This window comes from Brevundimonas sp. (assembly GCF_030704825.1).
Classification (GTDB): domain Bacteria; phylum Pseudomonadota; class Alphaproteobacteria; order Caulobacterales; family Caulobacteraceae; genus Brevundimonas.
In genome coordinates this window covers 154842-167843 of the sequence record NZ_JAUYNX010000015.1, presented here as the reverse complement: position 1 = coordinate 167843, position 13002 = coordinate 154842, and the positions used below count along the sequence as shown (strand labels likewise).

Genomic DNA, 13002 nt, shown 5'->3' with positions numbered 1-13002 from the left:
GCCGTTCGCCGGTTAAGCTTCGGGCAAGGTCTCGGAAGGGGGGCCTTAAACATTCGCCGTCACACTCCTTCGGTGATCCCCAGCCGCGCCCCGTCCCCGGTCGACAAACTGGCTCTGGCCGTCGTGCACCAGCCCGACCGCGCCATCCCCGCGCCGGCCGGCGCGCGCGAGGAATCCCTGCGTCTGCTGCTCCAGACCGCCGCCGATTCCGGCATCGCCCGGGTCGCCACCCGGCCGGACGGAGACGGCGAACGCTGGCTCGGCCAGGCCTGGCCCTTCCCCTCGCCCTTCCAGGTGTCGGTCCGCACCGTGCCCGTCGGCGACGGCGTCGACCGGGTCGAAGCCCGGGCCCGCCGGTCGCTGGAGCGTCTGGGCCTGCCGCGCGGCGACCTGCTGCTGATCACCAGCGCCTCCGACCTCGCCGGGGCCGAGGGCCGGGCCCTGTGGGACCGCCTGCTCGCCCTGAAGGACCGGGGCCTGTACCGCCGCATCGGCTTCTGCGCCACGATCGAGGATGGCCCGGCCCTTCTCGCCCGCCGCTTCCAGCCCGACGTCGTCCAGCTGAAATGCAACCTGCTGGACCAGCGCGCCCAGCATTCCGGCGTCCTGTCCGAACTGGCGGCCGTGGATGTGGCCGTCCATGCCTCCTCGGTCTTCGCCGACGGCCTGCTGTTCGTCGGCGCCGAGGCCCTGCCGCCGGAGATGCATCGCCACGCCCCGACCCTGTCGCGCATCCGCCGGCGCCTCGCCGAGGCCCGCGTCGATCCGATGCAGGCCACCTTGGCCTACGCCATGGGCCTGCCCGAGGTCTCGGCCGTGGTCGCCAGCATCGCCTCGGCCGCCGAGCTGCGCGCCGTCGTCGCCGCCGCCCACGCCCCGACCCCGGCGCTGGACTGGGCCGCCCTGCAGCTGGAACCGGCGACGGCGACCGCCGCCGGTCCCCTCCGGGTCAGTAGCGCAGCCTGATCCCCACATAGGCCGACCGCCCCGGCTCGCCGTAGCCGAACACCTGCTGGTAGCGTTCGTCGCCCAGGTTCTCGATCCGACCGGTCAGGGTCACGGCCCCGGTCAAGGCGTACGATCCGTTCAGACTCGCCGTTACGAAACCTTCGCGCACGCCGCCGGCGTCGTCCTGGTCGCCCTCGGCCCGCACGGTCAGGGCTCCGGAGAGCCGGTCGCCGGTCCAGCCCAGGGTCGCCGAACCCGCCTGCTCCGGAACCCGCAGCAGCCGCGCGCCGCTGATCCGGTCCCGGGCGTCGGTCCAGGCGTAGGCCAGGCTGAGGTCGAAGCCGCCGCCCAGCCGCGCCCGACCCTCCAGCTCGACCCCGTCCGTCGCCGTCTCGGCGACGTTCACATAGAAGCTGTCGAAGGTCGCGGGATCGAACACATAGGTGATCTGGTCCTCGACATTAAGGCGATAGACCGTCGCCCGGCCCTCGATCCGGCCATCGGCCGAGACCCAGCCGATCGCGCCCTCATACCCTTCCGCCGTCTCGGGACGCAGAACCGGGAAGGGCTGGGCCGAGAAGCAGAAATCGCACACCGCCTGGCTGATTGACGGGGCCTTGAACCCGGTCCCGTATGCCGCCGACAGGATGAAGCCCGCCCCGGCGTCGAACGCCCCCGAGATCCGACCCGTCGTCTTCGAACCGAAATCATCCGTGTCGTCAAGGCGCAGGGCGCCGGTAAGGCTGAGCCGGTCCGTCGGATCGATCCGCGCCGTGGCGAAGACCGAGCTGGCGCCCAGTTCCTCGGTCAGTCCGGTGGACAGGCTGCCCTCCGTGTCCTCGCGTTCGGCCCCGATGGCGAAGTCCACGCCCGCCGCCGAGCCGTCGGCCTGCCAGCGGAAGGCCTGCCGGTTCGCCTCGAAGGCCGAGGGGAAGGCCGAGACCGTCTCGCGCGAAATGTCGGACGCCGAGATGCTGAACTGATGCGCCAGCCCCATCGCGTCCAGCCGCAGCCGGCCGAACCCGGACCACTGTCCGCTGGCCTGGCTGTCGAGGGTGTCGGACAGGGCGAACGCCGGGGCCGGATAGCCGTCCAGACCCGCGTCGCTGTCGGTCCAGCGGATCGCGCCGTCCAGGGCCGCCCGGGGCGTCACGGCGTAGCGGGCCCGCACGCCGACCGTGGTCGAGGTGAAGCCGTCGGCCTCGGGATTGCCGTCCGCCTCGTCCGCGGCGGAAATCCCGTCGGTGTCGAAATGCGAAACCCAGGCCCCGAAGCCGTACCGTTCGGTCGAGACGCCCGCCGCCAGCCGGCCGCGCACGGTCTCGTACGACCCAGCCTCCAGATCGACTCCGAAACCGTCGAGGTCGCGCGTGGTGAAGGCGATCACCCCGCCGATGGCGTCGGAGCCCCACAGCGACGACTGCGGCCCCGACAGGACCTCGATCCGTTCGATGTCCGAAAGCTCCAGACCCGAGAAGTCGAAGGCCCCGTTGACCTCGGCCGGATCGTTGACCGGCACGCCGTCGACCAGAACCAGGGTCTTGCCGGGCGAGGCCCCGCGCATCCGCACCTGGGCGACGCCGCCGAAGGCGCCCGATCGCACCACCGAAAGGCCGGGGACGTCCTGCAGGATGTCGGCGGCGAACACCGCGCCGCGCTGCTCGATGGCCCGGCGGTCGATCACCCGCGCGCCCGGCGTATCGGCGACGATGGCCGGCAGGCGGGTGGCGGTGACCACCACCTCGGCCAGGGCGGCGTCGGGATCGTCGATCGTCTGGGCCCGGGCGGACAGGGGAAGCAGCACGGCGGCGGCCGTGGCGAGAAGCAGGGATCGCGTCATGCGATATCTCCGTCGTCCCCGCGCGAGCGCATCGCGGCGACGTGGAATGGCGACCGACCCGTTCGGAAGAACGGCGCAAGTGTCGGGTCGCCTCGACGGATTCACCGCGCCTCTGCCTGGTCCCGGACAGCGGACGAGCGACGTCGGCGGCCAGGTCTCCTGGCTTGCGGGTCAACGGTCGAAGTCCACGCCTTCCCGGCTCTCCCGAAGGAGGGTCCAGTGGCGCCGGATGCTTTCATCCGGATCGGACGACGACCTCGCCGCCTACAGTTGCGGGCACAGCCGCGGCGTCACACCGCGTTCCCTTAACCGCCTGCGCCGCTTGTCGCAGCGCGGCGCCGCTTGCGCAAGATCAGAAGACGCTTGTGTGGATTTTGTCGGTCTGCCGGGTGCTGACAGTCAGGACGATGTGGCGCAGGGCCAGGCCGGCGACGATGCCCGCAAGGGCGGACAAGGCCTCGAACGCGGTGGCGGTGGTGACGCCGCCGATGGTCTCGACCCGGCGTGTGATCTGGAACGAGATGTTGCCGGCGACCATCGAGACAAGCCAGAATCCCCACCAGACCCGCATGACGCCCGGCAAGGCGACTCGCTTCCAGGCCTCGGGGTCCTGGCTGACCCGCCACGTCTCGCTCATGCCCTCGAACGGCTTCCACAGCATCGCGATCGGCACGAAGAACCAGCCGACGACCCACGGCGGATCGCTGTCCAGGCCGCGGCCGAGGGCATGGGCGTTGCGGCTGGCGCGATATATCCACTTCAGCGTGATGAAGGCCGTCGCGAGATACACGATGATGACGGGCAGACGTCCCAGGCCGGTGACGTCCAACACGCCGCTCGCGTCGGGTATCGGATCGAAAAAGCCCACCCGAACGTCCGACGGCAGCCGCGACAGGATTGAAAGGTCGATCAGGGTCAGAACGACGCTGAAGCCGTCGGCGAGGGCGTTGATCAGCAGCCAGAGCGCCGCGGCCGCGCCCAGCGTCGCGATCGGTCGCGTCGTATACGTCTTCCCGGTCGCCATGGCGTTCCCCCGTGGCCCACAGAGGCACACTCGCCGCGGCTGAGCAACCGCTTGAGGCGCGGGCCGCAATCCTTCACCCTGTCGCGTCCTCATGAACGCCCCCCTGGTCCATCCTCCGAAAGCCGACGCCGTCCCGTCCAGCGAGGGGACGACGCCGGTCATGGCCCAGTTCCTCGCGGCCAAGGCCAGCCAGCCCGACGCCATCGTCTTCTTCCGCATGGGCGACTTCTACGAGCTGTTCTTCAGGGACGCCGAGATCGCCTCGGCCGCCCTCGGCATCACCCTGACCAAACGCGGCAAACACCAGGGCGAGGACATTCCCATGGCCGGGGTGCCGGTCCACGCCCTGGACGGTTATCTGGCGCGGCTTATCCGGCAGGGGTTCAAGGCCGCCATCTGCGAACAGCTGGAGGCCCCGGCCGAGGCCCGCAAGCGCGGCTCCAAGGCCGTGGTCCACCGCGACATCGTCCGCGTCGTCACCCCCGGCACCCTGACCGAGGACAGTCTGCTGGACGCGCGCGGCGCCAACCGTCTGGCCGCCGTCTCGGTGCGCAAGGGCCGCGCCGCCGTCGCCGTGGTCGAACTGTCCGCCGGCTCTGTCGACGCCGTCGCCTGTTCGCTGGAAGACCTCGGCGCCACCCTGGCCTCGTTCCGGCCGTCGGAGGTGCTCGTCCCGGACCGCCTGTTCTCGGACGAGGCGACCAGGGCCGCGCTCGACGGCTCGGGCGGCGTGGTCCAGGCCTTGCCCCAGGCCCTGGCCGAACCGGTCGGGGCCCGGGTGCGGGTCGAGCGGCTGTATGGCGTCGCCTCGCTGGATGGCTTCGGCGCCTTCGAGGAGGCCGAGGTCTCGGCCCTCGGCCTGATCGCCGCCTATCTGGAGACGACCCAGGCCGGGAAAATCCCCGCCCTGTCGCCGCCGCGCCGCTCGGGCGACAGCGGCTTCCTCGCCATCGACCCGGCGACCCGGCTCAGCCTCGAGATCGACCGCACCCAGCGCGGCGAACGCGAGGGATCGCTGCTGGCCTGCATCGACCGCACCGTCACCTCGGGCGGGGCGCGGGCCCTGGCCGAGCGGATCGCCCGGCCGTTGCGCGACACCACGGCCATCAATCATGGACTCGACGCTGTCGAATGGCTGGTGGAGCGGCGCGACCTGCGCCGCGACCTGCGCGACGGCCTGCGCGCCTCGTCGGATGTCGCCCGGGCGACCTCCCGCCTCGTGCTCGGCCGGGGAGGACCGCGCGATCTCGCCGCCATCCGCACCGGTCTGTCGATCGCCGAGGGCATAGCGGGCCTGTTCCCGCCCGCCCGCGATCCATTGACCGGCCCGCCGGCCCGCATCGCCGCGGCGCTGGACCGACTGATCCTCTCGCCCGAACTCGGCCGCCTGCTGGTCGATCTGGCCGAGGGTCTGGTCGCCGAGCCGCCGCATCTGGCCCGCGATGGCGGCTTCGTCTCCGCCGGCTACCGTCCCGAACTGGAGGAGGCCCGCCGCCTGCGCGACGACAGCCGCCGCGTCGTCGCCGACCTCGAGGCCCGCGCCGTGGCCGAGGCGGGCGTGCCGTTCAAGATCCGCCACAACGCCGTGCTCGGCTATTTCCTCGAGACCAGCGCCAAGGCCGCCGAACCCCTGTTGCGGCCGTCGGGCGAAAGTCCCTTCATCCACCGCCAGACCCTCGCCAACCAGGTCCGCTTCACCACCGTCGAACTGTCCGAGCTGGATGCGAAGATCAGCCAGGCCGGCTACCGTGCGCTGGCTATCGAAGGCGAAACCTTCGAGGTCTGGCGCACAACCGTGCAGTCGTTGGCCCGGTCGCTGCAGGCCGTGGCCGAAGCCGTGGCCGAGCTGGACGCCCACGCCGCCCTCGCCGAATGGGCCGAGGAGGTCGGGGCCGTCCGCCCCGCCGTCGACGACACGACCTGTTTCGAGGTGGCGGCCGGCCGCCATCCGGTGGTCGAGGCGGCGGTGAAGGCGCAGGGCGATCCCTATACGCCCAACAACTGCAAGCTCGACGGATCCGGGGCCGCCTGCGCCCGGCTGTCCATCGTCACCGGCCCGAACATGGCCGGCAAGTCGACCTTCCTGCGCCAGAACGCGCTTCTGGTGGTGCTGGCCCAGGCCGGCGCCTTCGTACCCGCCCGGGCCATGCGCCTGGGCGTCGTCGACCGGCTGTTCAGCCGCGTCGGCGCCGGCGACGACCTCGCCCGCGGCCGCTCCACCTTCATGACCGAGATGGTCGAGACCGCCGCCATCCTGACCCAGGCCACCGACCGCAGCTTCGTGGTGTTGGACGAGATCGGCCGCGGCACGGCCACCTATGACGGCCTCGCCATCGCCTGGGCTGTGGCCGAGGCTCTGCACGACCGCAACCGCGCCCGCACGCTGTTCGCCACCCACTATCACGAGCTGGCCGGCCTCGAGACGCGGCTGGCCCACGTCTGCAATCTGTCGATGGTGGCCAGGGAGTGGAACGGCGACCTCGTCTTCCTGCACGAGGCCGCGCCGGGCGCCGCCGACCGCAGCTATGGCGTCCAGGTGGCGAAACTCGCCGGCGTGCCCACCGCCGTGGTCCGCCGCGCCCGCGAGGTGCTGGACCGGCTGGAGGGCGAGAAGAGCGCCGCCATCAGCCTCGACGACCTGCCACTGTTCGCCCAGAGCCAGGGGCGGGCCGAGCCGTCCCCGCCGCCCCGTTCGTCCGCCGTGGAGGATGCGCTCCAGGCCATCGAGCCCGACGAGCTGTCGCCGCGCGAGGCGCTGGAGGCCCTGTACCGGCTGAAGGGTCTGGGCCGCCGGTGACCCCCGCGCTCGACGACCGGCTGATCGAGGCCGCGTCGGCCTCCGACGTGCGCAAGGCGGTCGCCGGACTCCTGCGCGAGAGCTTCGACGCCGCCCGCGCCAGGGCGTCCCGTCGACTGGAAGCCGGAGGCGAAGGCGTCGAGGTGGCCCGGCTCTATTCCGCCGCTGCCGACGAGCTGCTGACCACCCTGTGGCGGTTCACCACCGAGACGCTCTATCCTGCCCACAATCCGACGGAGGCCGAGCGGCTCAGCCTGATCGCGGTGGGCGGCTACGGCCGGGGCGTGCTGGCGCCCTTCTCGGACCTCGACCTGCTGTTCCTGCGACCGTGGAAACCCATTCCACGCACCGAACAGGTGATCGAATTCATGCTGTACGTCCTGTGGGACCTGGGCGTGAAGGTCGGCCAGTCGGCGCGGTCAGTCGACGAATGCCTCGCCCTGGCCAAATCCGACATGGTGATCCGCACCACCCTGCTGGAGGCGCGACCCCTGGCCGGGGACGACCGGCTGGCCGACGATTTCATCGCCCGCTTCCGCGCCATGGTGGTCAAGGCCGACCCCCGCCCCTTCATCAGCGCCAAGCTGGAGGAGCGCGACCTGCGCCACCACAAGTCCGGGGCCGTCCGCTATCGCGTCGAGCCCAACGTCAAGGACGGCAAGGGCGGCCTGCGCGATCTCAACACCCTGTTCTGGATCGCCCGGTCGCTGGCCCCGGAAAGCCCGCTCGGCGCCCGCGTCCTCGACGACCTGCTGACCGCGCGCGAGCGGCGGACCTTCGAGGAATCCTTCGACTTCTTGTGGCGCACCCGGGCGCATCTGCACCTGACGGCCGGGCGGGCCGAGGAGAAGCTGACCTTCGACCTCCAGCCCGAGGTCGCCCGTCGCATGGGCTGGCGCGGGCGCGGGGACGAGCCGGCGGTCGAACGCTTCATGCGTCGCTACTTCCTCGTCGCCCGCGACGTCGGCGCCCTGACCCGCGCCATGTCGGCCAAGCTGGAGGCGCGTCAGCAGAAGCCGACCATGAGCCTGTCGCGCCTGATCCCGGGCCGCAAACGCAAGCTGGGCGTCGACGGCTTCATTGAGGACGCCGGCCGTCTGTCGGTCACCGGTCCCGAGGTCTTCGCCGCCGCGCCGGAAAAGCTGCTGATGCTGTTCCGCACGGCCGACGAGCACGACCTGGACCTGCACCCGGACGCCTTCTCGGCCGTCAGCCGCTCGCTGTCGCTGGTCACCCCGTCCCTGCGCCGCGATCCCGAGGCGACCCGCGCCTTCCTCGACATTCTCGCCCACGGCCAGCGACCCTACCGCGCCCTGACCCTCATGAACGAGACGGGCCTTCTCGGTCGGTTCCTGCCGGAATGGGGGCGGATCGTCGGCCAGACCCAGTTCAACATGTATCACGCCTATACGGTCGACGAGCACACCCTGCAGGCCATCGGCATCATCAACGACATCTGGCGCGGCAAGCTGAAGGCCGACCATCCGGCCTCGACCGAGATCGTCCACCGCATCGATGATTTCGAGGCCCTGATGCTGGCCATGCTGCTGCACGATGTCGGCAAGGGCGGCGACCGGGGCCAGCTGGAGGACGGGGCCATCGCCGCGCGCCGCGCCTGCGACCGGCTGGGCCTCGACCCGCGCCGGACCGAGTTCGTGGTCTGGCTGGTGCGCAACCACCTGGCGCTCAGCGACTACGCCCAGAAGCGCGATGTCTCGGACCCGGCGACGGTGCGCGCCTTCACGAAGCTGGTCGGCGATCCCGAGCGGCTGCGCACCCTGCTGATTCTGACCGTGGCCGACATCCGCGCCGTCGGTCCGGGCGTCTGGAACGCCTGGAAGGGCAACCTCATCCGCGATCTCTACCAGCGTACCGAGGGCGTGTTCCGGGGCGAGGACGTGATCCACACCGATCCGCTGGAGGACTATCCCGACCTGGTCGCCCGCGCCCGGGCCGATGGGGCCGCCGCCGAGGCCGTGACTGTCGCCGGAAGCGGGGACGACGGACGCGCCGCCGCCCGCGTCGCCGTCGCGGCCCGCGACCGGCCCGGTCTGTTCGTCGATCTGGCCGACGCCCTCGCCGCCGCCGGGGCCGATGTCGTCGGCGCCCGGGTCGCCACCGCCCCCGACGGCACGGCCCTCGACGTATTCGAACTCCAGGACGGCGGCGGCGCGCCCTATGGCCAGGCCGAACCGCGCCGGCTGATGCGGCTGATCCGGGCGCTGGAAGCCGCGGCCCGTGGCGGCATGTCCGTCGCCCCGCCGCCCGCCGCGGCGCCCAATCCGCGCCGCGCCGCCTTTGACGTCCGTCCCACCGCCATGGTCGATCTGGAGGAGAGCCCCGACGCCGCCGTGGTCGAGGTGTCGGGCGCCGACCGCCCCGGCCTGCTGGCCGATCTGGCGCGCGCCTTCGCCATTCACGGCCTTTCGATCCGTTCGGCCCATATCGCCGGCTTCGGCGAACGGGCGGTCGACAGCTTCTACGTCACCGACGCGGCGGGCAGGAAGCCCAAACCCGGACCGAAGCTGGACGCCCTGCGCGCCGATCTGGAAACCGTGCTCGACTTCACCGAACGCGCCGGCCGCGGCGTCTCGGCCCCCGTCCGCGCCAGCCTGCGCGACGTCTCCGAGGTCGGCCGCCGCCGGTCCGCGCAGGAGCCGGTATCGCGCGCGCCGGAACCGCGCTAAGGCGCTGACATGGCCAGAAAGATCGACTCCCGGGCTGAACCGATCGAGGCCGCCCCGCCGGTGCCGTCGGCCACGGCGACGACCGACCCGATGGTCCAGCCCCCCGCCTCGGCCACGACCGCGCGCAAGGGCGGGGGCATGATGCGATCGTCGGCGATCTTCAGCGGCCTGACCCTGGTCAGCCGCCTCGCCGGCTTCGCCCGCGACATCGTCATCTCGGCCGCGCTGGGGGCCTCGGTCGGACCCGCCGCGGACGCCTACAACACGGCGCTGAACTTCCCCAATCTGTTCCGCCGCATCTTCGCCGAGGGGGCTTTCGCCGCCGCCTTCGTGCCGGCCTACGCCCGGACCCTGGAGACCGAGGGCGAAGCGGTCGCGGACAAGGTCGCCACGGACGCCCTGGCGGCGGTGGCCTTCGCCACCCTGGCGCTGACCATCGTCGCCCAGCTGGCCATGCCGTGGCTCATGGCCGTGATCAACGTCGGCTTCCTCGACGATCCGGCCCGCTTCAAGCTGGCGGTCGTCCTGACCCAGATCACCATGCCCTATCTGCCCTGCATGGCCGTGGCGGCCCTGCTCAGCGGCGTGCTGAACGCCCGCGGACGGTTCATCGTCTCGGGGGCCTATCCGGTCCTGCTCAACGTCATCATGCTGGTCGCCGTGATTCCGGCCCAGGGCGGCCAGATCGGCGCCGCCTACGCCGCCTCGTGGGCGGTGCTCGCCGCGGGGGTGTCCCAGGCTGGCCTGTGCTGGTGGGCGGCGCGCCGGGCCGGAGCCGACATCCGCCTGGCCCTGCCGCGGCTGACGCCGGCGGTGAAGGCCATCATCATCACCGCCATTCCCGCCGCCATCGGCAATTCGGCGACCCAGATCAACGTCTTCATCTCGGGCAACCTGTCCAGCTTCGTGGCCGGCGGCCGGACCTGGCTGGCGACGGCCGACCGCCTGTACCAGCTGCCGCTGGGTCTCGTCGGGGTCGCCATCGGCATCGCCCTGCTGCCGCGCCTGTCGCGCGCCGTGGCCTCCGACAACCACGCCCAGCAGCAGGCCTCGATGGACGAGGCCCTGACCCTGTCCATGGCCCTGACCCTGCCGGCCGCGGCGGCGCTGATGGCCATGCCCTATTTCCTGATCGACGCCCTGTTCACCCGCGGCGCCTTCCTGCAGGTCGACGCGGTCAACACGGCCCGCGCCCTGTTCCAGTTCGGCTGGGGCGTGCCCGCCTTCGTGCTGATCCGCATCCTCGCCCCGGCCTTCTTCGCCCGGCGCGACACGCGCACGCCGATGGTCTTCGCCCTCGTCTCCGTGGCGGTGAACGCGGCCCTGGCGATCGGCCTGTTCAACCTCGGCTGGGGCATAGCGGGCATAGCGGCGGCGGTTTCAGCGGCCGCCTGGACCAATGTGATCCTGCTGGCCGCGACCCTCTGGCGACGCGGGCTCTACCGGCCGGGCGGCCAGGCCCTGGCCCGTCTGGCCCGCATCGGCCTGTCCGCCGCCGGTCTGGCGCTGATCGTCGGCCTGGCGGCCGCGAGCCGGTCCCGGATCGAGGCGCCGGTGACGGATATCCTCGGCGCCGTCGGCGTCGGCGTCGGCGCCAAGGAGGTCGCCCTGCTGCTCGTCACCGCCGCGGGCGGACTGGCCTACATCGCCCTGGCCTTCGCCACCCGGGCGATCACGGCGGCCGAGGTGAAGGGCCTGCTGCGGCGAACGGGCAAGTAACGGCTTGCTCCTTGGGCGACGGTCGGGCATTGCGCCTCGACATGACCGACGCCTCCCCCGCCGCCGCTCCCGCCTATGCCGGTCCCCGCCGTGTCCTGTCCGGCATCCAGGCTTCCGGCGCCCTGCATCTGGGCAACTATCTCGGCGCCCTGAAGCGCTTCACCCAGCTGCAGGACACGGGCGCGCCCTGCTTCCTGTTCGTCGCCGACCTGCACGCCATCACCGTCTGGCAGGATCCGGAGAAGCTGACCGCCCAGACCCGCGAGATCGCCGCCGCCTATCTGGCCTCCGGCCTCGACCCGACGCGCTCGATCATTTGGCCCCAGTCGGCAGTGCGGGCCCATTCCGAACTGGCCTGGATCCTGAACTGCGTCGCCCGCCTCGGCTGGCTGGACCGCATGACCCAGTTCAAGGAGAAGTCGGGCAAGCACAAGGAACGCTCGAGCGTCGGTCTCTACACGTACCCGGTGCTCCAGGCGGCCGACATCCTGCTGTACAAGGCCACCGAGGTGCCGACCGGCGAGGACCAGAAGCAGCACCTCGAGCTGACCCGCGACATCGCCCAGAAGTTCAACACCGACTTCAACGCGCCCGGCTTCTTCCCCCTGCCCGAACCCCTGACCCAGGGACCGGCGCCGCGGGTCATGAGCCTGCGCGACGGCGCGGCCAAGATGAGCAAGTCCGATCCCTCGGACCAGTCGCGCATCAACCTGACCGACGACGCCGACTCGATCGTCGCCAAGATCCGCAAGGCCCGCACCGATCCGGATCCGCTGCCCGAAACGCTGGAGGGCCTCGAGGGCCGCGCCGAGGCCAGGAACCTGGTCACCATCTATGCGGCCCTCGCCGACATGAGCCGCGAGGCCGTGCTGGCCGAGTTCGCCGGCCAGGGCTTCGGCGCCTTCAAGCCCAAACTGGCCGATCTGGCGGTCGCCTCCATGGCCCCGGTCACCGCCGAGATGCGCCGGCTGATGGCCGATCCCGCCGAGATCGACCGGGTGCTGAAGGACGGCGCCGAACGCGCCGCCGCCCTCGCCGATCCGGTGGTCGACGAGGTCAAGAAGATCGTGGGCTTCTGGCGGGCCTGACGGCGGGTTCCGGACGCCGCATCGCTCCGCCTCTGGCGAACGGCGCCGCTTGCGCTAGGTAAGGCCGGATGAGCCTCGCCCACCCCCTCGATCGTCCCGTATGGAGCGCCCTGACCAGCCGTCAGGCGTCGCTGGCCCTCGGCGACGCGCGGGCGCTGCGGTTCGACCCGGCCTGGGCCCTGTTCGCGGCGGCGGCCGACGCCTCGCCGGAGAGCACGGCGGCGCTGGGCGCGCTCAACATTTCGCCGAACGGAATGGGCCTGGTCGAGGCCGGGGACATGCCCTTGCCGCCGGAGACGACGGTGCGGGCGCAGGCGGCGTGCGTGCAAATGACGACCTCGGGCCTGACCGCCGGCGGTCGCGACATCGCCTTCGAGCCCCTGGGCGAGGCCGACGCCGCCGACATGCTCGCGCTGGCGACCCTGACCGTTCCCGGCCCCTTCTTCGAAAGGACCCATCGGCTCGGCGACTTCATCGGCGTGAAACAGGACGGCAAGCTGATCGCCATGGCCGGGGAGCGGATGCGGCCTTCCGGTTTCACCGAGGTCTCGGGCGTCTGCACCCACCCCGACCATCGCGGCCACGGCTACGCCAGCGCCCTGATGCGGGTGGTGGCGCAGCGGATTCTGGAACGCGGCGAACAGGCCTTCCTGCACGTCTATGCGGCGCACGCGGCGACCATCGCCCTGTATGAGACGCTGGGGTTCAGCGTGCGGACATCCATTACCTATACGGTGCTGGACGGTCCCGGTGATGTCTCGAGAGTAGCGGGTCGGTCCTGAAAAATATGCGGAACCGGCGCCCGGCCCGAACGCCTCTCGGAATCCTGACGTGAGCCGACGCCTGGAGGTCGGCGAAGGCAGGTTCAGCGGTGTCAAAGACCAGGCCCTGCGGGCATT

The 13002-nt window shown here is 71.5% G+C and carries 8 protein-coding genes and 1 riboswitch; of the genes, 6 read left to right on the top strand and 2 right to left on the bottom strand.

The genetic code is table 11. From position 1 onward, the window contains the following. The first annotated feature begins 72 nt into the window (after window positions 1–72). Window positions 73–966, top strand: coding sequence for an aldo/keto reductase (locus Q8Q71_RS08630; protein ID WP_305759177.1), 894 nt, complete (start codon window positions 73–75; stop codon window positions 964–966). Here Q8Q71_RS08630 and Q8Q71_RS08625 read toward each other — a convergent pair. Together Q8Q71_RS08625 and Q8Q71_RS08620 are read right to left on the bottom strand one after the other, a co-directional pair. Then, window positions 950–2788 carry a TonB-dependent siderophore receptor gene (locus Q8Q71_RS08625; RefSeq protein ID WP_305759176.1) on the bottom strand — a complete coding sequence of 613 codons (1839 nt, stop codon included), beginning with the start codon at window positions 2786–2788 and terminating at the stop codon, window positions 950–952. The two genes, Q8Q71_RS08630 and Q8Q71_RS08625, sit on opposite strands and share 17 nt — an antisense overlap. Before the next feature lie 152 nt (window positions 2789–2940). Beyond that, window positions 2941–3095, bottom strand: a riboswitch (cobalamin riboswitch). A gap of 45 nt (window positions 3096–3140) precedes the next feature. Further along, on the bottom strand, window positions 3141–3812 hold the full coding sequence (locus tag Q8Q71_RS08620; protein WP_305759175.1) for a DUF4328 domain-containing protein: 672 nt from the start codon (window positions 3810–3812) through the stop codon (window positions 3141–3143). A 91-nt stretch (window positions 3813–3903) separates the two neighbouring features. Here Q8Q71_RS08620 and mutS point away from each other — a divergent pair, with 91 nt between their 5' ends. From mutS to Q8Q71_RS08595, 5 genes are all read left to right on the top strand, one after another. After that, window positions 3904–6609 (top strand): DNA mismatch repair protein MutS, encoded by a 2706-nt coding sequence (gene mutS, locus Q8Q71_RS08615; RefSeq protein WP_305759174.1) that lies wholly within the window; start codon window positions 3904–3906, stop codon window positions 6607–6609. Next, the gene (glnD, locus tag Q8Q71_RS08610; protein ID WP_305759173.1) at window positions 6606–9296 is read left to right on the top strand and encodes a [protein-PII] uridylyltransferase; all 2691 of its coding nucleotides are present in this window, start codon (window positions 6606–6608) and stop codon (window positions 9294–9296) included. The genes mutS and glnD overlap by 4 nt, the downstream gene beginning before the upstream one ends. Before the next feature lie 9 nt (window positions 9297–9305). Continuing rightward, window positions 9306–11015: a murein biosynthesis integral membrane protein MurJ gene (gene murJ, locus Q8Q71_RS08605; RefSeq protein WP_305759172.1), complete on the top strand. Its 1710-nt coding sequence runs from the start codon at window positions 9306–9308 to the stop codon at window positions 11013–11015. A 41-nt stretch (window positions 11016–11056) separates the two neighbouring features. After that, on the top strand, window positions 11057–12103 hold the full coding sequence (gene trpS, locus Q8Q71_RS08600) for a tryptophan--tRNA ligase (protein WP_305759171.1): 1047 nt from the start codon (window positions 11057–11059) through the stop codon (window positions 12101–12103). Between the two features lie 68 nt (window positions 12104–12171). Further along, a complete protein-coding gene (locus Q8Q71_RS08595; RefSeq protein ID WP_305759170.1) occupies window positions 12172–12885 on the top strand; it encodes a GNAT family N-acetyltransferase in 714 nt (237 codons plus the stop codon). Window positions 12886–13002: the final 117 nt, after the last annotated feature.